Genomic DNA, 20,600 nt, shown 5'->3' with positions numbered 1-20,600 from the left:
TCTCCGCATGGCTTTGTACGCTTGCACCAATGCTAACGCTAACCGGAGACGCACATGGCGGTGGGATTCATCGGACTCGGTGTCATGGGGCAGCCCATGGCGCTCAATCTGGCGCGAGCCGGCACGCCGCTGGTGGTGTGGAACCGCTCGGGCGGGAAATACGAGCCTCTGGTCGAGGCGGGCGCCGCGGTGGCGGACAGCCCGGCGGATGTGTTCACTTGCGCCGGCGTGGTGATCCTGATGCTGGCGAACGACCGGGCCAACGACGAGGCACTGGGCCGCGGCACGCCAGACTTTGCCGCACGGGTTCGCGAACGAACGATCGTGCATATGGGGACCACTTCGACTGCGTACTCGCATGGGCTGGAGGCTGACATCCGTCTGGCGGGCGGCCAGTATGTCGAAGCACCCGTGTCGGGCTCGCGCAAGCCGGCGGAGGCCGGCCAGCTCGTCGCCATGCTCGCGGGCGACCCGGCAGCCATGGAGCAGGTGCGGCCGCTGCTAGCGCCGATGTGCCGTGAGGCGATTTCCTGCGGCGCTGTGCCGAACGCGCTGACGATGAAGCTTGCGGTCAACGTGTTCCTGATCACGATGGTCACCGGGTTGGCGGAGGCCATGCATTTTGCTGAACGCCACGGGCTCGACCCGGCGCATTTCATGGCCGTGGCCAATGCGAGTCCGATGGCAAGCGATGTGTCGCGCTTCAAGGTGGCAAAGCTGGCCGCGCGCGACTTCTCGGTGCAGGCCGCCATTACCGATGTGCTGAAGAACAGCCGGCTCGTTACCGAGGCCGCGAGGGCAGCGGGAATGGCATCGCCGCTGCTTGATGTCTGCCATGCGCTGTACGGCGAGACCGAAGCGCTGGGACTCGGCCAGGATGACATGGCGGCCGTGATCCGCGCGTTGGAGCAGCGCACGGCGCAGCTCGGCTGAGGGCGCTTACGTCGCCGAAGTCGTTTCGCGCGGCAGCTCCAGGACCCATTCGCGGAACGCCTCGAGTGCTTCCGACGGCGGCCGGCCCTCGGGATAGGCAAAGTAGTAGCCCTGCTGTTCATCCAGCACGCGCTCGACCGGCACGACGAGTTCGCCGCTGCGCAGTTCGCGCTCGACCAGCAGCCGCGGCGCCAGGCCGATGCCGAGGCCGGCCGCGGCGGCGGCGGTCATCATCGTGAACAGCTCATAGCGCGGCCCGCGCGATGCGGCGATGCTGTAGTCCCAGCCCTGCACGGCATACCAGTCGCGCCATGCCTGCGCGCGCGTGCTGAGGTGCAGGTGGCGGCAACGCGAGAACGTGGCGGCATCAGCGACCGGGTTCTTCTCAAGGAACGCCGGGCTGCAGACCGGCACCACGCCGCCTTCGCGGAAAATCATGCCGCCGCGCGTGCCGGGCCAGAACTGGTCGCCGAAGTAGATCGCGGCGTCGTAAGCGCACTCCTGGAACGAGAACGGCTGCGAGCGGGCGTTCAGGTTGACGGTGATGTTAGGGTGCCGCCGCGCAAAGTCGGGCAGGCGTGGAATCAGCCATTGCGTGGCAAAGGTGGGCACGACTGCGAGTTCCAGCGTGAAACCCATGACGCGGCCAGCGGTGATTTCGAGCGTATCGCGCTGAAGATGATCCAGATGGCGGCGGATGCGGGCCGCATACTCGCGGCCCGTGTCGGTCAGCACCAGGCGCCGGCGCACGCGCGAGAACAGCGCCACGCCCAGCCGTTGCTCCAGCATCGCCACCTGCCGGCCCACGGCGCTTTGCGTAAGCGCCAGTTCGTCGGCCGCACGCGTGAAGCTGCCGAGCCGCGCCGAAGCCTCGAAGGCCTGCAGCGCGCCAAGGTTGGGGATGTCGTTTCTCATGGGAATGACTGCGGACGGCGCGGGGGCGCTCAGTATAGCGCCCGCTGCCGGGGCGGCACTTCGTGCGCGGCACGCACAATGTTGTGCGGATTCCGCGCTTGTCGCGTCACCGTGCCGGTCCTATGCTGCCCCGGCAAATTCCTGCCTTCCCCCAATCACCATGCACCCGAATATCGCCACGCTGCTGTCCGCTAACCTCGGTGAATCCCGAACCCGCCACCTGCTGTCGCTCGTCAGCGTGCCCGACGGCCTGCCGTCCGATGCCGAAGGCCGCGCCACGCGTGCCGAGATTGCGCAGGCGTTGAACATGGTGCTGTTCGCCGGCATCCTGGACCGCGTGCCGACCGGACGTGCCTATACCGATGACGTCGCCGCGACCGGCGGCAAGGTGGTGTTCGATCACGGCGCGCTGCGCACGGTGAAGTGGCGCGACAATGGCGCGCTGCCCGAGGGCGAGGCCGCGTTCACGCGCATCCTGCGTCCGCTCGGCTATCGGCTGAACGGCAACTATCCGCTGGATCGCATCAGCATGACGGGACGCTCCTATGCCCATGCCGACGCGCCCGAAGGGATCGCGCAGTTTTTTGTGAGCGAGTTCCACCCGGAACGCTTCAGCGACGCCTTCCGCGAGGCGGTTGGCCGCGTGACCGGCAACTCCGCCGATCCGCTGACGCCGCGTGCCCAGACGCTGCTGTGGCAACTGGATCGGGATGGCGTGCTGGCGGTAGCTGACGGCGCCGAACTGATCGGCCTGCTCGTGCCTTGCTTCGAGCGCCAGCATGGTGTCCCGAGACTGGCGGACTACGAAACGCTGCTGCGGGAATCGGCCGAGATGGCGTGGATTGCCACCGAAGGCAACGCCTTCAACCACGCCACCGATCGCGTGGACGACGTGTTCGCGCTGTCTGAACAGCAAAAAGCGCTGGGCCGGCCGATGAAGGACAAGGTGGAGGTCTCGGGCAGTGGCCGCGTGAAGCAGACCGCGTTCCGTGCTGATACGGTGCGGCGCCAGTTCATTGGCGCGCAAGGCGAGACGGTAGAGCGCGATGTGCCGGGTTCGTTCTACGAGTTCATCACGCGTGACCGCTTTGCCGATGCGCCTGCAGCCAGCCCGCGTGTTGACCTCGGGTTTGATGCTGGCAATGCGCAGGGGATTTTCAAGATGACGGCGGCTGTCTGACGGCAAGAAAAAAAGGCCGCGATGTATTCGCGGCCTTTGTCAGAGCCATGGCAGTTCGCTACGCCTTCTTCGCATTAATCACTGCCTCAGCCACATTGGCCGGCGCCTCGGCGTAATGCTTGAACTCCATCGTGAACGTCGCGCGTCCTTGCGTCAGCGAGCGCAGAGAAGTCGAGTAGCCGAACATCGTCGCCAGCGGCACCTCGGCGCGCACGACCTTGCCGCCGCCCCCCGCGATCTCTTCCATGCCGTGCACCATGCCGCGCCGTGACGACAGGTCGCCCATCACGTTGCCGGTGAATTCCTCCGGCGTTTCCACTTCCACCGACATCATCGGCTCGAGCAGGATCGGCCTGGCGCGCTTCATGCCTTCCTTGAACGCCATCGAGCCGGCCATGCGGAACGCGTTCTCGTTCGAGTCCACGTCGTGGTACGAACCGAACACCAGCGTGGCCTTGACGTCGACCACCGGATAGCCGGCCAGGACGCCGGCGGTCAGCGTTTCGCGAATGCCCTTGTCCACCGCCGGGATGAACTCGCGCGGCACTACGCCACCCTTGATGGCATCGACGAACTCGTAGCCGCCGCCATGCGGCATCGGCTCGAGATTGAGCACCACGTGACCGTACTGCCCGCGGCCACCGGACTGCTTGATGAACTTGCCTTCGACGTCCTTCACGCCCTGCCGGATGGTTTCGCGATAAGCCACCTGTGGCTTGCCGACCGAAGCTTCCACGCCGAACTCGCGCCGCATGCGATCGACCAGGATTTCCAGGTGCAGCTCGCCCATGCCGGAGATGATGGTCTGGCCGGATTCCTCGTCGGTGGTCACGCGGAACGACGGGTCTTCCTGCGCCAGGCGGTTCAGCGCGATGCCCATCTTTTCCTGGTCGGCCTTGGTCTTCGGCTCCACCGCCTGCGAGATCACCGGTTCGGGGAAGCTCATGCGTTCGAGGATGATGACCTTGCCCGGATCGCACAGCGTATCGCCGGTGGTCGCTTCCTTGAGCCCGACCGCCGCGGCAATGTCGCCGGCGCGCACTTCCTTGATTTCCTGGCGCACGTTGGCATGCATCTGCAGGATGCGCCCGAGCCGCTCGCGCTTGCCCTTGACCGGGTTGTAGACCGTGTCGCCCGAATTCACCACGCCCGAATACACGCGGAAGAAAATGAGCTGGCCAACGAACGGGTCCGTCATGATCTTGAACGCGAGCGCGGAGAACGGCTCGTCGTCGCTCGGGTGGCGCTCGGCCTCGCGGTCGTCCTCGGTGTGGCCGAGGATGGCCGGCACATCGGCGGGCGAGGGCAGGTAATCGATCACGGCGTCGAGCATGCTCTGCACGCCCTTGTTTTTGAACGCGCTGCCGCACAGCATCGGCACGATCTCGTTGGCGATCGTGCGCTTGCGCAGGCCTTGCTTGATCTGCGTCTCGGTGAGCGGTTCGCCGGCCAGGTATTGCTCGAGCAGCGCCTCGTCGGCTTCGGCAGCGGCTTCGATCATCTTGTCGCGCCATTCCTGCGCGACCGGCAGCAGCTCGGCCGGGATGTCCACGTACTCGAAACGCACACCCTGGCTGGCATCGTCCCAGACCACGGCCTTCATCTTGACGAGGTCGACCACGCCCTGGAAATGGTCTTCCGCCCCGACCGGGATCTGGATCGGCACGGCACGGCCCTTGAGGCGGTCGGCGATCTGGGTCTGCACGCGGAAAAAGTCCGCACCGACGCGGTCCATCTTGTTGACGAACGCGATGCGCGGCACGTTGTACTTGTTGGCCTGGCGCCAGACCGTCTCGGATTGCGGCTGCACGCCGCCCACGGCGTCATAGACCATGCACGCGCCGTCCAGCACGCGCATGGAACGCTCGACTTCGATGGTGAAGTCGACGTGCCCCGGCGTGTCGATAATGTTGATGCGGTGCTCGGGGTAGTTGCCGGCCATGCCCTTCCAGAACGCCGTGGTCGCCGCCGACGTGATGGTGATGCCGCGCTCCTGCTCCTGCTCCATCCAGTCCATGGTCGCAGCGCCATCGTGCACTTCCCCCAGCTTGTGATTGACGCCGGTGTAGAACAGGATACGCTCCGTCGTCGTCGTCTTGCCGGCGTCGATATGGGCACTGATGCCGATGTTGCGGTAGCGCTCGATGGGGGTTTTGCGGGACACGGTCGTCTCTCCTGGATGACACCAATGAAATAGAGTAGCACCTGTCGCACAAGCGCGTTTTCCCCTGCAATCGGAAGGGGCAGGCCGTCGAACCGGCGCGCGGCCGACCGACTTTAGGTAGCAAATCCGCGAATCTGAAGACGAATCTGCCCAAAGAACGCAAGGAAATTGCTTCGCCCTGAAGCAGAGTTCTCTCCAAGCCGCGACGGCGGTGCCTGCCTATACTTTCCCGCTTGTGTTTCGCGTTCCCGATCTGCGTTTCCCAATGCGCGTTTCCGAATGCACGTTTCCTATCCCGCGGTTGCCGGTCGCCCGGCGCCCGACGCATTCCTGACCGATACCGATACAGAGGAACAGACAGGCAAGCATGGCTACCGTCCTGATCGTCGATGATCACCCCGCGTTGCGGCTGGTGATGAAATCGCAGCTTTCGCAATTGCTCGGCGTGGAGCATATTCTTGAAGCCGACAACGGCCAGTGCGCGATCGAGGCCGTCCGCCAGCACAAGCCGGAACTGGTGATGCTCGACCTCGACATTCCGCGCATCGGCGGGCTCGATGTGGCGACAAGGGTGCGCGACATTCACCCTCCGGTACGCATCCTGGTCGTGACGGCGCTCGATCCGGCGGTGTTCGTGTCGCGCTCGTGGCAGGCTGGCGTGCAGGGTTTCGTCAGCAAGACGCAGGACATCCGGGAAATCCTGCGCTCGGTGGAATCGGTACTGGCCGGCTACACGGTATTCCCGGCGCTGGCGCGGCGCGGCTCGCCCGGCCCCGTGCTGTGCGGCGACGACGAGAACCTGCGCCGCCTGTCCGACAAGGAGCTGGTCGTGCTCAAGATGCTGGCGCGTGGCCTCTCGTACAAGACCATCAGCGGCGAACTGTTTATCAGCAACAAGACCGTCAGTAGCTACAAGGCCCGCATCATGACCAAGCTGCAGGTCAGCTCGCTCGTGGAACTGGTGGATTTCGCCCGCCGCTGCCGGTTGGTCCAGTAGCAGTCGTTGCCGGTGGCGCAGGCTCAGGGAATTTGAATATCCCGTGCAGACGGCGCGCGTGCAAGGCGACACCGGCGCTGGCACACTGTCGGTCTGATCAATGCTCGAGACTGGACAGGGAGACGGCTGTGGGCGAGTTGCAGACCATGCTGGAACACCATGGGCTGATGCTGGTATTCCTGAACGTACTGGCGGAACAGGCAGGGCTGCCGATTCCGGCGTATCCGATGCTGTTCGTGGCCGGTGCGCTGGGCGTCCAAGAAACCGGCCCGTCGATTGGGGCGGTCCTGGCAGCCGTCATTGCGGCCTGCCTGATCGCAGATACCGCCTGGTATTTCGCAGGCCGCCGGCTGGGCCAGCCGATGCTGCGCACGATCTGCAAGGTGTCGATGTCGCCGGATACCTGCATTCGCCAGACCCAGTCGCTCTATCTTCGTGTGGGGCCGCGTTCGCTGGTATTCGCCAAACTGCTGCCCGGCGCCGGTGCGTTGTCCACCGCCATGGCTGGCATGACCGCTACGCCGCTGCCGGTGTTCCTGTTCTATGACGCCCTCGGCGCGCTGGTATGGGCAGGTGCGGCGCTGCTCATCGGCGTGGTATTCAGCGATTTTGTCGATGTCATTCTTGCGGCATTCAGCGCCTACGGGCATCTGGCGGTGATGGCGTTGCTGGGCGCATTCGCGCTGTTCCTGGCCTGGCGCGTGTGGTGGCGTTTCCACATGCTGCGCCGTACGCGGCGGATACCGCGCATGACTGTCGATGAACTCGAAGCACGCCGCCGCGCCGGTACGCTGCCGCTGGTGCTGGACGTGCGCGCGCATGGGCCGGTGCCGATCGAGCGCATTCCGGGCGCCGTGGTCGTCGACATGCATGGGCCGCTCGATGCGCTGGGCGGGCAGCTCGAATCGCGCGATATCGTCGTCTACTGCGCCTGCCCGAATGAGATATCGGCGGCCATCCTGGCGGAACGGCTGCGAGTCGCCGGCTACGGCAAGACCTGGGCCCTGGCAGGCGGCTTCGACGAATGGAAGCGCCTGCATGGCGATGACGCCCCGCTGCACGCGGCCCATGCCGCCAATGACGCGGCAGCCAGCTGAGCCCCCCTTGGGGGCGGCAGCTGTCAGCGCTTGCCGGCGGTCTGGAACACCGACAGGTCCGGATAGACCGCTCGGATCTTCTCCCACTCGGCAACGTTGAAGAACTGGCACTTGCCGGCCCCAAAGCGCTTGCCCACTTCCACGCAGAAGCGCACGGCCTCGGCGATGTCGATCTCATGGTTGGCCGACGTGGCACTGCCCGAGACGACCGATTGTGCCGTGACCGCCACGCCCACCACCGGCGCCTGCGTGGCCACGTGCGGCTGCATGATGCTGTTGAAGTGGTACAGGCCGTTGTGGTACGGCGTGATGTCCTGCTGCGAGATCGGGAACGTGACGGCCGGGCAGCCGGTGGTCGATTCCATCGTCGCGACCAGGTCCGGGCTCACGCGCAGGATGTAGCCCTGCATGGCCGTCGGCGAGATCGCGAAGCCGCGATGCTTGATGATGCTGTTGCCCTTGGACGCATCGATCGACAGGATCGCGTCCATTTCCGGCAGCACCTGGTAGTCGTTCATGGTGTCCGACGACACTGGCATGCCCATGAACGGCACCGGGTCATGTGGCTGCATCGACACATTGGTCGACAGGTGCGTCGTCACAATGACGTCGCCGGCCAAGTGGTCGCCACGTGCCTTCATCTGGGCGAGCTTCAGCGCCACGGCCAGGCAGCCGATCGGGCCGTCCGCGTCGGAGACCAGGCCGACCAGCTCGGGCCGCGCGCCGATGGCGCCGTTGCGGCCGATCACGCCCAGTGTCGGCGCCTTTCCGCCTGCACGCTTACCCGCGGTGCCCGGCACCACGATGGTGATGAAGTCGCTGGTGTTGGCGGTGTTTTCGGGCGGCGCGTTGTGCACCGTGGTCACTTCGACCGTTACGCCGGCTTCGGCGTAGGGGGCGAACAGTTCCTGGACGACCGCGCCATTGGCGTTCGGGCTGTCCAGGGCTTCATGAATGACCAGCGTTTGCTGCAGGGCCATGGCTTTCTCCAAATGAAATTGCGTAGTGCCGCGCACGCGGTGGTGCGCGGCGGGAAATGCGGTCAGAACTTGTGGCGCAGGCCGACCATGACCGTGGTCTGGTTGTCGCGGCCGTCAAGGCGTCGGCCGCTGTCGCCGGTCCAGTTCGTGGTGTTGTTGCCAAACAGGCCGGACCAGTCGCCGCGCACCCAGTCGTAGGCGACGGCCAGGTAGGCGTCGGTGCGCTTGCTGAACGCGTAGTCGGCCACGCCGTAGGCCGTGGTGCGATTGCCGCTGAAGTTGTCGGCGCGCGTGCGGTTGTGCATCACGCTGCCGATCAGCGTCACGTTGCCGGTGACGGGGTAGCTCGCGCCGACGGTGAAGAAGTCGTCGCGGCGGCTGCCGTTGAAGACCGCGTTGATGGCGGCGCGGTTGGTCGGCGTGGGCGCGGTCGACATGCTCGTGATGGTGGCCGTGTCGGTGCCGCCGCGCGACGAATCGAAGCCGCCGTCGCGGTCGCTGTAGATGTAGTTGGCGAACAGGTTGCCGCGGCCCACGGCGGCATTCAGGCCAGCCATGTAGATGCGCGCCGCGCGACTCTGGATATCGCGGGTCTGCTGGAAGTCGCCGATCGCGGTAATCGGGCCGGCCGCGTACTTCAGGCCGAGCGACACCGACGAACTCGCCGATCCCTTGCCTGCCGTCTCGCCGAGTGCGTATTCGGCGATGACCGATACCGGGCCGAAGTTGCCGGTATAGCTGACCGCGTTGTCGTAGCGCTGGCCGGTGAGGTACACCATCCACGAATTCGACGGTGCCGCGCCGACGCCGAGCGGATCGACGTAGTACAGCATGGTGTTGGCCGTGGTGTACTGCCGCCCCATGGCCAGCTCGCCCCACCGGTTGCCGATCTTCACGTAAGCCTGCCGGCCGAAGAGCTGGCCTTGCTGGTCCAGCTTGCCGGTATCGGTCAGGAAGCCGTTCTCGAGCACGAAGCCGGCCGTGAGGCCGCCGCCAAGATCTTCGCTGCCGCGCAGGCCGAAACGGCTGCCTGACAGGAAGCCTTCGCCGCCCTGCTGCAGGCCGAGCACCGCGTCGCCAGCCGGATTGGAATGCGTCTGGTACGTCAGCGCGCTGTCGACGACGCCGTACAGCGTGAGGCCGGACTGCGCCATGGCGGCGGCGGGCAGGCTCATCAGCAGCGGCAGGGCCACGCGGGCGGCGCGGCGGAACGGTTGGCTCATTGTGGTTTCTCCTCCAGAGGGTAAAAGGGGGGCCGCGCAGGTGGCGGATGACCGCGGCCTGCGTCGGTATTTGTTTCTACGTATTGGCCGGGCCTTGACGACCCGGCGGGGTCAGCGGGGCGGGCGCTTAGATAGCGAAGCCCGGCCAGTCCTGCATCCCGGCCGGGCCGGTGATGCGAGACAGCGGAAAGGTCTCGCCTTCGCGAATGGTCTCGACCTTGCCTTCCGCCGGGAACCACAGCGCACGACGCTCGCCGAGCACCGTGCCATGGGTGCCGTCGCTGTACAGCGCCGAGCCTTCCGGCAGCGCGAACACCTGTTCCGGCGCATTGATGTGCAGGAACTCGGCCAGGCGCTCTTCACGGCTTTCGCCGTTATGGCCAGCGGGCTTGCCGCTGATGAAATGCGGGTTGATCTGGAACGGCACCAGGCCAAGCGCGCGCAGCGACGGCGGCTGCACGATCGGCATGTCGTTGGTGGTGCGGATGGTCGGGCATGCTACGTTGCTGCCGGCGCTCCAGCCCACGTACGGCGTGCCCGCACGCACCTTCGCGCGAATCGCATCGACGATGCCCGCGTCATACAGGCGCTTGAGCAGCGCGAACGTGTTGCCGCCGCCCACGGCGATGGCATCGGCTTCGTTCACCGCGCGCAGCGGATCGTCGTTGTGGTGGATCGATTCGAGCGCGTAGCCCAGCTTCTCGAACACCGGCTTGACCATGCCTTCATAGGTATCGAAGCTGAACGTCACGCCCGCGAACGGCACGAACAGCACCTTGCGCGGCTCGCGCTTGAGCAATGTGTGGATCTGTTCGCTGGCGTGCTCGAGGTAGCCAAGGTTGTCCTTGCGCGAGCTGCTCATCAGGAGGATGCGTTGGGTCATGTCTGGGTTTCCTTCAAGGATTCGGATCGGAGATCAGGCAATGGCGGCGCGGATCAGCGCGGCCACGCGGTCGATTTCCTCGTGGGTATTGAAGTAGTGCAGCGACACGCGCGCCATGGTGGACACGCCATAGCGCGCCAGGATCGCGTCCGCCATGAAATTACCGGCTTCGATGATGCATTGCTGCGTTTCGAGCGCCGCGACGATGCTGGCCGGGTCCACGCCGCGCACGTTGAACGGCACGATGCCGATGCGGTTCGACACGTCGGCCGGGCCGTACAGCTCGAAGCCCGGGATTGACGAGAACTTCGCCACTGCGTACTCGGTCAGGTCGCGCACGCGTGCTTCGATCGCGTCGATGCCGATCTGCATTGCGTAGTCGATTGCGGTACCCATGCCGAGAATGGCCGGCACGATCGGGCAGCCCGCCTCGAAGCGGCGCGCGCCGGCGACGAGCGACAGCGCGCCGGTCGCGCGGTCATAGGCGCCGTTCCACCAGCCGACCAGGGACGGTTCGATCTGCTCGATCAGCGCGCGGCGCACATACAGGAAGCCCGAGCCTTCGGTCGCGCGCAGCGCCTTGCGGCCGCAGCCGGCGAGGAAATGGCAATCGAGTTCGGCCACGTCCGAGCGCAGCATGCCGACGCTCTGCGCGGCATTGACGAGCGACAGCACGCCATGCCGACGCGCCACGGCGCAGATCTGCGCCGCGGGCTGCACCGCACCCGTCGAGTTCGGCAGATGCGAGAACGTCAGCAAGCGCGTGCGCGGCGTGATGGCGGCGGCGAAGGCGTCGGGCGACAGCAGGCCTTCGGCATTGGCGGCGACCATCTTCACCACGATGCCGTGGGTTTGCTCGAGCCTGCGCCACGGCAGCAGGTTGCTGAGCATTTCGGTGTCGGCCACCAGCACTTCATCGCCGGCTTGCCAGGCGATGCCGCGTGCGACCAGAGAGATGCTTTCGGTCGCGTTCTTGGTAAAGGCGATCTCGTCGGCTGCGGCATTCAGCAGCGCGGCCAGCTTGCCGCGCACGACGTCCACCCGTGCATAGGTTTCCTTGCGGAACGCCGGCAGGTAGATGCCCACATGGCCGGTGTCGAGCAGGTAGCTGCGCACGGTGTCGAGCACGACGTCGGGCGGCAGCGAGGCCGCGGCCGTGTCGAGGTAGATGGTGGAGGCCGTCAGCGGAGTGCCGGCACGGATCGCTTGGATATCCATGGAACGTCTCTGGTAATGCAGGGAAGGTGTGTGGCTTGCGTGACTCGTGTTACTTGCGCAGCTTGGTGACAGAGCCGAAGAAACTGAACAGCGCGTCGCCCGCGATCACGCCGCCGGCAAAGGCGCTCATCTCGGCGATGTACTGGTCGCCACGCAGGCGCTGCACTACGAAGCGGATCAGCAGGCCCGCCAGCACGGCCCAGCCGGCCAGCGGCGAGGCAATCAGCATGCCGGTCGACAGCAGGATGCCAAGCTGGCGCTTGGAGCCGCCGAGCAGTTGCAGCAGCGCGCCGGGAACCGCCCAGATCATGAGGTTGCGCGCGATTTCGGCGGATGAGCCGGCCTTGATCGACGCGGCGTAGACGCGGTCGACAGGCGGGATCAGGTTCTGCGAGAAGAAGGTGCCGTGGAACACGAGCACCACGACCGCCGCCACGGCGAAGCCGATCATGGCGGCCAGGAACTGCTGCTTGCGGCCGGCGAGTTCGGCTTCCATGTCACGGCCTTCGCCGCGCAGCAGGTAGCCGGTCTTCAGGTCATAGCCCATGTCGGCGAAGGCCGGACCGGTGGCGGCGGAGAAGCCCACCAGCACCGCCAGCGCCGTCGGCGGGAAGCCGATCAGGATGCCGATGGTCAGCGTGATCAGGGCCACCGCGAATGCCGGGAACCAGCCCGAGTGCATCGCGGCGATGCCGACAATCAGCTCGTGCACATAGGCGGCGAACGCGGCATACAGTACGAACACGACCAGCATGCCGAGCGACATGTCGGACACGTGGCCCGCGAGCACGGAGATCAGCAGCGCGATCGCCAGGTAGATCAGGAAGCCGCCCGACAGGATGCGGCTGGCGCGCGAGGCGGGCACTTCGATCGTGCGGGCATCGGCGGCCGGCGCGTTGCGTGCGCGGCGGATTTCGTTGGCCACCTGGAACAGCGCGACGATGCCGGCACCGATCATCAGGCCGTGGGGGATGTAGGCCTTGGCGATGTCGATACCGGTCAGCGTCACCGAATAGCCGCGCACCAGCAGGCCAATGCCGAACATGGTCAGCGCCGCGAGATTGCCAAGGAAGGCCGCGCCGAACGCGGACATCGGCACGCCGAACCACGCACCGCCGACGCCCACGGCGATGCCGAGGCCAAGGAACGCCGCCTTGCGGCCGCCGCGGTCGCCGGCCCAGATCGCCTCAGCGGTAGCGATGCCCGCGGGCCAGGTACCGGTTGCGGGGAAGATCTTGCTGCCGAACAGGAAGTACAGCATCGCGCCGTCGACGAACATGGCGATCACCGCGCCGATCAGCATCGGCGTCGCCAGCTCGGGCATGCCCATGGCGTAAGGCACGCCGATCGGGATCATCAGCGAATTGGCCGCGCCGAACGTGGCCGACGAGATCGCGGTCTGCACCAGGTTCTGCCGCTCCAGCACGCGGAAGCGCCGCGTCACCTCGAGCGGAATGCGCGAGAACACGATGGCGATCAGCGCGCCGATGATCGACGTATTGGCGGAGATGCCCAGCGACACGATCAACTGCATGCCGATCATCGCGCCGAACACGGACAGCCCCACGGAAACCAGCAGCAGGAACGGCTCCATGAAGCGCGATCTTGCCGCTGGTTGCGCCACCCCCGGCGCGTTCAGTTCTGTTTGCATAGGCGTCATGTCTACCTTTCCTCCCTAGTGTTGTCTCGTTTCGCGCGCCCTGCCAGCCCGGCCGGTGGCGCGCCGTGTGTTGTCAGCGCAGGAATCCCGTCACCGGCCCGATGGTGTCGCGTGCGGCCCGCAGCGCATCGAGCAGGCGCGGCAGGGCTTGTTCGTCCAGGCGCTGCAGCGGACCTGCAATCGCCAGCGAACCGATTACGGTTCGCGTATCTCGGCTGTACAGCGGTACTGCCAGGCCCGCCACGGTGGCCGTGGATTCCTCGCAGGTATAGGACCAGCCATCGCTGCGGACCCGCGCGAGGCGTGCTTCCAGCTCCTGCACGGACAGGCCCGCGCGGTGCGCCACGCGCTCGCGCAGGGATTCCGGCTGGAACGCCAGGATCGCCTTGGCATGCGCGCCGGCATCCAGCGCGAAGCGCTGGCCGACCTCAATCGAAAAGCGCAACTGATGCTGGCTATGGGCGATGTCCGTGCACAGGCCCTCCTCGCCATCGAGCCACGACAGGAACACGGTTTCCCCGCTCTGCCTCGCCAGCGCTTCCAGCGCGGGCTGCACGACTTCGGCCGGCGTGAAGGTCTTGCGCATGACCTGACCGAGTTCGAACCAGCGCAGCCCAAGGCCATAGCGGCCGGCGGCGTCCTGCACCAGGAAGCCGTTGGCGGCGAACGTCGCCAGCACGCGGTGGACCACCGCGTGGTGCACGCCGCTTTCACGGGCGAGTTCGCGCACGCCCCAGCTTGGCTGGCGCGCATTGAAATGGGTCAACAGCGCCAGTGCGCCATCGAGGGTCTTGAGCATTTCGACTGCCTTGTGTCTCTTATATAGAGACAACGTCTCTGATAGAGAGAAATGCTAGGCGTCGGTAGGCCTACCGAACAATCAGGGTTAACGCGGATAAGGTGGGAGTGCCGGCGCGTAGGCGACGTTGGGCGGCGGATCCGGCACAGGTTGGCGAGCGACCTATACTTGGCACTGACCATCCGCAACGGAGGCGTGCATGCCGGCAGATGACCACGGATTCGGCGATGAAGCGGCTCGTATCGCACAAAGGCGGCGCCAACTCAGCATCCCGGCGCGGCCCGGTGGCGATGCGCGGAACTGGGCCCTGGCGCTGTCCGGCGGCGGTATCCGCAGCGCTACGTTTTGCCTTGGGGTGCTTCAGGCGCTGGCCCGCACGCCTCGGCCGAAGTCCGACGCTGCACCGGGACCGAAACCCGAACCGGAGCGCGAGCCGCCCGATGCACCGGCGCCGATGTCGTCGCTGCTGGCGCAGTTCGACTACCTTTCCACGGTCAGCGGCGGCGGCTACCTCGGCGCCTTCTTCACCAGCCTCTTCGTACCAGGCCGGCTGCGGCGCGGCTCGAACGCTGTGCAGGCCGCGGCCGACGCGTACCACACACTGCAATGCGAACCACCCGGGCGCATCCGGACCTCGGTGTCCTATGCCGCCGACCCGGGACGCGGCGCCGTGGCATGGCTGCGCGAGAACGGTCGCTATCTGTCGCCGACCGGCGCAGGCGACAACCTCTATGCGGCCGTGATGGTCCTGCGCAACTGGGTGGCCATGCATTACGTGATCGGCAGCGCTCTGCTCGTGCTGCTGGCTGTGCTGGCGCTGGGCCAGTATGTGGCCGTGGGTATGTCGTACGGCCTTGGCCGATACGAGATGGATTTGCTGCACGACGCACGCCAGGCATTCAATCAGGAACAGTGGGCGATCTGGTGGAGCGCGCTGCTGTGGTTGCCATTGGGCTCGTTGCTGCTGCTGGCCGCACCGCCAGGACTGGCCTACTGGCTGGTCTACCCGCGCGCCAGCGACCCGCAGGCAGCGGCCCGCTTTTTCAGCCCGGGGCCGATCGTCGCCACACTGATCGCCGTATTGCTGCTGCTGGCGGCACGGTGGGTCGTGTGGCTGGGCCCAGGACTGGTACTGGCCTGTCTGCTTGCCTCGGTTGGGGGACTCATGCTGCTGGCCGTGCTGTGCTGCCTGCTCATGCTGGCATCTGCGCCGCGTACGGTGTCGGACTACCGCGTGCGCGCAACGCGCGCGCTGCGCAGCGCGATGACGCTGACGCTGTGGCTGCTGGCGCTCGGCCTTGCCGATACCGTGGCGCGCACCACATTCCTCTACGCGTTCATGATGGCTTCGCTCTGGAGCACCGGCGCACCCATCGGCACACTGGCCGCGCTGGTCTGGATGGTGCGCTACGTTGCCGGCCTGCGCGACGAAGGCAGGCACGACAGCGCCGATACGCCATGGCGCGCGCTGCTCGCGCACCTGCCGGTGTCACTGCTGGCGGGCGCATTGGCCGCGCTGCTGGCGCTGCTCGTGTACGTGCTGTGGTCGTGGCTAGTCCTCTACGTGCGCTGGAACGGCCGCGAGCCGGTCGACTGGCTCGTGTACGGCAATGCCTATACCGGACCGGTGCTCGCCGTGCTGGTGCTGGTGTCGCTGGCGCTGGCGGTCGTGGCAGGGCGCTTCACGGGCTTTCTGAACCTGTCGACGCTGCAGCCGTTCTATGCCGCGCGGCTCACGCGCGCGTACCTCGGCGCATCCAACGGCGAGCGCTTCGCCACGCCTGCACCGGGCCGCCATGCGCGCGATCGCTTCAGCGTGGCCGAACCCGTGCCTGGGGACCAGCTCAGCCTGAACACCTACTATGATCCGCGCGTGCTGGCACCGCTGCACCTGATCAACATCACGCTGAATCAGACCGTCGATCCGGCCGAACAACTCGTGCAGCGGGACCGCAAGGGCAAGCCGCTGTGCCTCGGCCCAGGGCCTAGCGTGGTGCAGCCCGGCTCGACGCAGACGCTGCCCGCTGACGCCTATGCACGCTTTCTGGTCGACGGGCGGCCGTGCTGCCCAGACCTGTCGCGTCCGGGAACCGCGCGCGTCGCGGAATCGCGCACGGTGGGCGACTGGATCGCGATCTCCGGCGCGACGCTGTCGACCGGGCTGGGGCGCGCAACGACGCTGGGGACTTCGCTGCTGATGGGATTGGCCAATCTTCGGCTTGGCACATGGTGGCCGTCCTACCTGCACGACGGCCCGCGCCACGCGGGCGCCGTGCCCGCTACGAAGCGCCAGCCCGAACGCGCCACGCACCCGCTGCTGGCGCGCTTCAGCGCGCTGTTCCGCACGCAGTATTGCCTCGGCTGCGAACTGGCCGCGCGCTTTCACGGCATGCGGCGCGGCTGGCAATACCTGTCGGACGGCGGGCATTTCGACAACACCGGCGTGTACGAACTGCTGCGCCCGGGCCGCGACGTATCGCTGATCGTGCTGTGCGATGCCGGTGCAGACATCGACTACCGCTTCGGCGACCTCGCCAACCTGATCCGGCTCGCACGGATCGACCACGCGCTCGAGATCGAGGTCGATACTGACGCCGCGACCACGCATCCGGTGCTGAGCCAGGTGTTTGGTACGCCGGAAGATTTTGGTACGGGCGCCACTGGCGCGGCATCGGGCAAATGCGCGGTGCTGCTCAACGTGTACCGCGCGGGACCAGGTGCGGACCAACGCGAACCGGTCTGCCGCATCGTGCTGCTCAAGCCGTGCCTGGCGGCATGGGCGCCGGCCGACGTGCGACAGTACGGCGCCGGCCATCCGGCCTTTCCGCAGGAAGCGACGTCGGACCAGTTCTTCGATGAGGCGCAGTGGGAAAGCTACCGCGCGCTGGGCCACGTCATCGGCCAGCGCGTGTTCAGCGGTGCTGTGGGGCAGGCGTTGCTGGCCGGTTGATACGGTATCAGCGCACGAACCCGATCACATCCTCGAGCCGGCCGCTCGCATCGCGCAGGGCTTCGAGCAGGCGCGGCACCGCGTCTTCGCCAAGCCGCTGCTGCGGGCCGGCAATGGCCACAGAGCCAATCACCGTGCTGTGGTCGCGCGACCGCAGCGGCAGCGCCAGCCCGGCCACGGTCGCGGCGGCTTCCTCGCGCGTGTGGGCCCAGCCCTGCTCGCGTACCTCGGCGAGCTGCGCTTCGATCGTATCGCGGTCGAGCGTGGTGTGCGGTCCCATCTTTTCCATGCCCTGTCGATAGACCTCGTCGCGGAACGCGTCGTCCTGGAAGGCGAGCATGGCCTTGGCATGCGCGCCCGCATACAGCGGAAAGCGCTCGCCGAGTTCGATCGAAAAGCGCAACTGGTGCTGGCTTTGCACCAGGCCAACGCATAGCCCCTCATGGCCATCGAGCCATGACAGGAAGACCGTCTCACCGCTTTGCGCCGCCAGCTTTTCCAGCACGGGCCGCACGATCTCGTCGGGCGAGAAGCTCTTGCGCACGACCTGGCCCAGCTCGAACAGGCGCAAGCCCAGCGAGTATTTGCCGGTGGCCGCGTCCTGCACGAGGAAGCCGTTGGCGGCAAAGGTCGCCAGCACGCGGTGCACCACGGCATAGTGCACGCCGCTGTGCTTGGCGAGTTCGCGCACGCCCCAGGTCGGCTGCCGCACGGTGAAGTGGGTCAGCAAGGCCAGCGCGCCGTCCAGTGTCTTGAGTGTCATACCGATTTCCTGCTTCGCATGGGGCAGCATGGTACGGGACAAGCGGCGCTGTGCTCAATCCTTCGGTGGATCCGGCGTCACGGCGATAACCACGCCGACGGCATGGCCGCGTGGCGGTCGCCAGCACGATTGCCGGGGTCTCACTAAGATAGCGGACGTTTCGATTTTCCCGCGCGGCGGCTGGCAAACGCCTGCCCAGCCGCGCCAAGGCAGCTTACATGACGACCCCGATCCCGTATTCCGTTCTCGATCTCGCGCCCATCGCGCAAGGCAGCGATGCCGGCCAGGCCATGCGCAACTCGCTGGACCTTGCGCAGCACGCCGAGCGTCTTGGCTACCGCCGCTTCTGGCTGGCCGAGCACCACAATATGCCCGGCATTGCCAGCGCCGCGACTGCGGTGTTGATCGGCTATGTGGCCAATGGCACCAGCACGATTCGCGTGGGCTCCGGCGGCGTGATGCTTCCCAACCATTCGCCGCTTGTCGTGGCCGAGCAGTTCGGGACGCTGGCTTCGCTGTATCCGGGCCGCATCGACCTGGGCCTGGGCCGCGCACCCGGAACGGACCAGACAACGGCACGTGCTCTGCGCCGTCAACTGTCGCACGACACGGCCGACACGTTCCCGCAGGATGTCGAGGAGCTGCAGGCCTATTTCGATGACGTGCGTCCCGGCCAGCGCCTGCGCGCCGTGCCCGGTGCGGGCCTGAAGGTGCCGCTGTGGCTGCTCGGCTCGAGCCTGTTCAGTGCGCAGCTTTCGGCGGCAATGGGTTTGCCGTTTGCGTTCGCCTCGCATTTCGCACCGGGCTTCATGCGGCAGGCGGTGGACCTGTACCGGCGCACGTTCCGGCCTTCCGCGCAGCTCGACAGGCCCTATGTGATGCTCGGCCTCAATGTGTTCGCGGCAGAGACCAGTGACGAAGCGCGGCGCCTGTTCAGCTCGTTGCAGCAGCAGTTCCTGGGTCTGGTGCGCGGCACGCCGGGCCAGCTGCGTCCGCCCGTGGACGATATCGAGTCGCTGTGGAACGAGAGCGAGGCGGACCATATCCGCCGTTCGCTGGCCTGCTCGGTGGTGGGCGATCCGGAAGCCGTGCGCGCCGGCATGCAGCGCTTCGTCGATGACTTGCATCCGGACGAACTGATGCTGACGGGCCAGATCTACGACCACGCGGCGCGCCTGCGCTCGTTTGAAATCGCCGCCGACGCGGCGCGCACGCTCGCGCCGGCAGTCTGACTGAGTATCAGGCGCCCGCGAGCCGGAACGCCGCGACTGCCTGCATCATGCGCTGGCCCTGTTCAGCCAGCGCATGCGCGGCGGCGGCCGATTCTTCCACAAGCGCGGCGTTCTGCTGCGTGACCGAATCCATCTGCGTCACGGCATGGCTGACCTGCTCGATGCCCGTGCTCTGCTCGGCGGACGCGGCGCTGATCTCGCCCATGATGTCCGTCACGCGGCGCACCGCGTCGACGACTTCACCCATGGTCCGGCCCGCGCGGGAAACCAGCGCGGTGCCGGCTTCGACCTGTGCCGCGGAGTTGTCGATCAGCGACTTGATCTCCCTGGCGGCCGTGGCCGAGCGTTGGGCCAGCGTGCGCACCTCGCCGGCGACGACGGCGAAGCCGCGGCCCTGTTCGCCCGCACGCGCCGCTTCCACCGCGGCGTTCAGCGCGAGGATATTCGTCTGGAACGCAATGCCTTCGATCACGCCGATGATGTCGACAATCTGGCGTGAAGCTTTGCTGATGGCGCCCATGGTCGACACCACCTGGCCGACGACTTCTCCGCCGCGATTCGCGGTTTCGGAGGCATTGACCGCCAGCATGCTCGCCTGACGCGCATTGTCCGCGTTCTGGCGCACGATGCCAGTCAGCTCTTCCATGCTCGCGGCGGTCTGCTCAAGTGCGGAAGCCTGTTCTTCGGTGCGCTGAGACAGGTCCGCGTTGCCCGCCGAGATCTGGCTCGTCGCCGAGCCGATCGAATCCGCTGCATCGCGGATGCCGTGCAATGTGGCGGAAAGACGCTCTTGCATCTGGCGCATGGCGGCCAGCACGCTGGTTTCATCACCGTCGCGCGCGCGCACGGGCAGGGTGAAGTCGCCGGACGCAATGCGCGCTACCGCTTCGACGGCGTACGCGGGTTCACCGCCGAGGCTGCGGTTCACCACGCGCATGATCGCGAGCATCACGGCCGATACGATGGCGCCGATCAGCAGCGTGCCGAGGACGGCCTGGATCAGACTGTCGCGGAACGGGTCATTGACATCCTTGATGTAGACGCCGGTGGCTACGTGCCAGTCCCACGCGGGCACGTAGCGCACGTAGGTCAGCTTGAGTTCGGCCGTCTCGGTGCCGGGCAGGCGGCCTCGATAGGTCGTGAAGCCATCGCCGCCGCTGGCGCCGGACTTGCCCGCCTGCACGATGCGCTGGTAGATCGGCGCGCCGTCCGGGTCCTTGAAGTCGCCGACGTCCTTGCCGTTCATTTCCGGGCGGCCGGGATTGAGCACGATCTGCGGCTTCGAGTTGACCAGCAGCAGGTAGCCACTGGAGCCAAAGCGGATGGCCTGTACGGCGTCCTTGGCCGCCTGCTGCGCGGCTTCGGTCGTCATGCTGCCCTTGGCGGCACGTTCCGCGTAAGCAGAGACGATGGCCTCGGTCGCCTGCACGAGCGCTTTCACGCTGTCGCGGCGCTCGTCCATCATGACGCTGCGGGTATGGAACGCGTTCCAGGTTCCGAGCCCGAGCAGCGCCAGCCAGATCACGGCCAGTGCCGCCCAGAGTTTGGTGTTGAGCGTAATGCGATTCATCGTCTTCGGCGGTAGGAAAAAGGGAGTGGTGCACAC

16 protein-coding genes are annotated in these 20,600 nt (G+C 66.5%); 6 read left to right on the top strand and 10 right to left on the bottom strand.

Features of this window, described 5'->3' with window-relative positions:
- The first annotated feature begins 54 nt into the window (after window positions 1–54).
- Window positions 55–933: an NAD(P)-dependent oxidoreductase gene (locus tag ACIGJG_RS21105; RefSeq protein WP_011301640.1), complete on the top strand. Its 879-nt coding sequence runs from the start codon at window positions 55–57 to the stop codon at window positions 931–933.
- 6 nt (window positions 934–939) lie between these two features.
- Here ACIGJG_RS21105 and ACIGJG_RS21100 read toward each other — a convergent pair whose 3' ends face one another.
- Window positions 940–1,848, bottom strand: a complete 909-nt coding sequence (locus tag ACIGJG_RS21100) for a LysR family transcriptional regulator (protein WP_483673868.1) — start codon at window positions 1,846–1,848, stop codon at window positions 940–942.
- A 160-nt stretch (window positions 1,849–2,008) separates the two neighbouring features.
- Here ACIGJG_RS21100 and ACIGJG_RS21095 point away from each other — a divergent pair, with 160 nt between their 5' ends.
- Window positions 2,009–3,028 carry a 2-oxoadipate dioxygenase/decarboxylase family protein gene (locus tag ACIGJG_RS21095; protein WP_483673867.1) on the top strand — a complete coding sequence of 340 codons (1,020 nt, stop codon included), beginning with the start codon at window positions 2,009–2,011 and terminating at the stop codon, window positions 3,026–3,028.
- A gap of 58 nt (window positions 3,029–3,086) precedes the next feature.
- Here ACIGJG_RS21095 and fusA read toward each other — a convergent pair whose 3' ends face one another.
- Entirely contained in the window at window positions 3,087–5,192 is a 2,106-nt protein-coding gene (fusA, locus tag ACIGJG_RS21090; RefSeq protein WP_011301643.1) for an elongation factor G, read from the bottom strand.
- A gap of 367 nt (window positions 5,193–5,559) precedes the next feature.
- Between fusA and ACIGJG_RS21085 the strand changes: the two genes are divergently transcribed.
- Window positions 5,560–6,189: a response regulator transcription factor gene (locus tag ACIGJG_RS21085; protein ID WP_011301644.1), complete on the top strand. Its 630-nt coding sequence runs from the start codon at window positions 5,560–5,562 to the stop codon at window positions 6,187–6,189.
- Between the two features lie 128 nt (window positions 6,190–6,317).
- Window positions 6,318–7,286 carry a DedA family protein/thiosulfate sulfurtransferase GlpE gene (locus ACIGJG_RS21080; protein ID WP_011301645.1) on the top strand — a complete coding sequence of 323 codons (969 nt, stop codon included), beginning with the start codon at window positions 6,318–6,320 and terminating at the stop codon, window positions 7,284–7,286.
- Window positions 7,287–7,309: 23 nt separating this feature from the next.
- On the opposite strand, the gene ACIGJG_RS21075 is transcribed toward ACIGJG_RS21080, so the two are convergent.
- The 6 genes from ACIGJG_RS21075 to ACIGJG_RS21050 all read right to left on the bottom strand — a co-directional run bounded on the left by ACIGJG_RS21075 (window position 7,310) and on the right by ACIGJG_RS21050 (window position 14,049).
- Window positions 7,310–8,266 (bottom strand): DUF1177 domain-containing protein, encoded by a 957-nt coding sequence (locus ACIGJG_RS21075; RefSeq protein ID WP_011301646.1) that lies wholly within the window; start codon window positions 8,264–8,266, stop codon window positions 7,310–7,312.
- 62 nt (window positions 8,267–8,328) lie between these two features.
- Window positions 8,329–9,489: a porin gene (locus ACIGJG_RS21070; protein WP_011301647.1), complete on the bottom strand. Its 1,161-nt coding sequence runs from the start codon at window positions 9,487–9,489 to the stop codon at window positions 8,329–8,331.
- 127 nt (window positions 9,490–9,616) lie between these two features.
- Window positions 9,617–10,372, bottom strand: coding sequence for a dipeptidase PepE (gene pepE, locus ACIGJG_RS21065; RefSeq protein WP_011301648.1), 756 nt, complete (start codon window positions 10,370–10,372; stop codon window positions 9,617–9,619).
- Between the two features lie 33 nt (window positions 10,373–10,405).
- Window positions 10,406–11,590, bottom strand: a complete 1,185-nt coding sequence (locus ACIGJG_RS21060; protein ID WP_140949471.1) for an aminotransferase class V-fold PLP-dependent enzyme — start codon at window positions 11,588–11,590, stop codon at window positions 10,406–10,408.
- 49 nt (window positions 11,591–11,639) lie between these two features.
- The gene (locus tag ACIGJG_RS21055) at window positions 11,640–13,250 is read right to left on the bottom strand and encodes an OPT/YSL family transporter (RefSeq protein WP_011301650.1); all 1,611 of its coding nucleotides are present in this window, start codon (window positions 13,248–13,250) and stop codon (window positions 11,640–11,642) included.
- Window positions 13,251–13,323: 73 nt separating this feature from the next.
- The gene (locus ACIGJG_RS21050; RefSeq protein ID WP_011301651.1) at window positions 13,324–14,049 is read right to left on the bottom strand and encodes an IclR family transcriptional regulator; all 726 of its coding nucleotides are present in this window, start codon (window positions 14,047–14,049) and stop codon (window positions 13,324–13,326) included.
- 199 nt (window positions 14,050–14,248) lie between these two features.
- Between ACIGJG_RS21050 and ACIGJG_RS21045 the strand changes: the two genes are divergently transcribed.
- Window positions 14,249–16,999 carry a patatin-like phospholipase domain-containing protein gene (locus ACIGJG_RS21045; RefSeq protein ID WP_011301652.1) on the top strand — a complete coding sequence of 917 codons (2,751 nt, stop codon included), beginning with the start codon at window positions 14,249–14,251 and terminating at the stop codon, window positions 16,997–16,999.
- A 7-nt stretch (window positions 17,000–17,006) separates the two neighbouring features.
- Here the strand turns inward: ACIGJG_RS21045 and ACIGJG_RS21040 are convergent, their stop codons facing one another.
- Window positions 17,007–17,762, bottom strand: coding sequence for an IclR family transcriptional regulator (locus ACIGJG_RS21040; RefSeq protein ID WP_011301653.1), 756 nt, complete (start codon window positions 17,760–17,762; stop codon window positions 17,007–17,009).
- 218 nt (window positions 17,763–17,980) lie between these two features.
- Between ACIGJG_RS21040 and ACIGJG_RS21035 the strand changes: the two genes are divergently transcribed.
- Window positions 17,981–18,994: an LLM class flavin-dependent oxidoreductase gene (locus tag ACIGJG_RS21035; RefSeq protein WP_483673864.1), complete on the top strand. Its 1,014-nt coding sequence runs from the start codon at window positions 17,981–17,983 to the stop codon at window positions 18,992–18,994.
- A gap of 7 nt (window positions 18,995–19,001) precedes the next feature.
- Here the strand turns inward: ACIGJG_RS21035 and ACIGJG_RS21030 are convergent, their stop codons facing one another.
- Window positions 19,002–20,564, bottom strand: a complete 1,563-nt coding sequence (locus ACIGJG_RS21030; RefSeq protein WP_483673863.1) for a methyl-accepting chemotaxis protein — start codon at window positions 20,562–20,564, stop codon at window positions 19,002–19,004.
- Window positions 20,565–20,600: the final 36 nt, after the last annotated feature.

It is taken from the genome of Cupriavidus sp. C1SS-2L, from assembly GCF_057073735.1.
The sequence above is the reverse complement of the archived record's forward strand: the minus strand, read 5'-3'. Positions and strand labels throughout refer to the sequence as shown.

Bases quoted from the DNA above. Each gene is read 5' to 3' on its own strand.
- ACIGJG_RS21105 (WP_011301640.1), top strand. From the start codon at position 55: ATGGCGGTGGGATTCATCGGACTCGGTGTCATGGGGCAGCCCATGGCG.
- pepE (WP_011301648.1), bottom strand. From the start codon at position 10,372: ATGACCCAACGCATCCTCCTGATGAGCAGCTCGCGCAAGGACAACCTT.
- ACIGJG_RS21055 (WP_011301650.1), bottom strand. From the start codon at position 13,250: ATGACGCCTATGCAAACAGAACTGAACGCGCCGGGGGTGGCGCAACCA.
- ACIGJG_RS21060 (WP_140949471.1), bottom strand. From the start codon at position 11,590: ATGGATATCCAAGCGATCCGTGCCGGCACTCCGCTGACGGCCTCCACC.
- ACIGJG_RS21085 (WP_011301644.1), top strand. From the start codon at position 5,560: ATGGCTACCGTCCTGATCGTCGATGATCACCCCGCGTTGCGGCTGGTG.
- ACIGJG_RS21070 (WP_011301647.1), bottom strand. From the start codon at position 9,489: ATGAGCCAACCGTTCCGCCGCGCCGCCCGCGTGGCCCTGCCGCTGCTG.
- ACIGJG_RS21100 (WP_483673868.1), bottom strand. From the start codon at position 1,848: ATGAGAAACGACATCCCCAACCTTGGCGCGCTGCAGGCCTTCGAGGCT.
- ACIGJG_RS21075 (WP_011301646.1), bottom strand. From the start codon at position 8,266: ATGGCCCTGCAGCAAACGCTGGTCATTCATGAAGCCCTGGACAGCCCG.
- ACIGJG_RS21050 (WP_011301651.1), bottom strand. From the start codon at position 14,049: ATGCTCAAGACCCTCGATGGCGCACTGGCGCTGTTGACCCATTTCAAT.
- ACIGJG_RS21040 (WP_011301653.1), bottom strand. From the start codon at position 17,762: ATGACACTCAAGACACTGGACGGCGCGCTGGCCTTGCTGACCCACTTC.
- ACIGJG_RS21030 (WP_483673863.1), bottom strand. From the start codon at position 20,564: ATGAATCGCATTACGCTCAACACCAAACTCTGGGCGGCACTGGCCGTG.
- ACIGJG_RS21035 (WP_483673864.1), top strand. From the start codon at position 17,981: ATGACGACCCCGATCCCGTATTCCGTTCTCGATCTCGCGCCCATCGCG.
- ACIGJG_RS21095 (WP_483673867.1), top strand. From the start codon at position 2,009: ATGCACCCGAATATCGCCACGCTGCTGTCCGCTAACCTCGGTGAATCC.
- ACIGJG_RS21045 (WP_011301652.1), top strand. From the start codon at position 14,249: ATGCCGGCAGATGACCACGGATTCGGCGATGAAGCGGCTCGTATCGCA.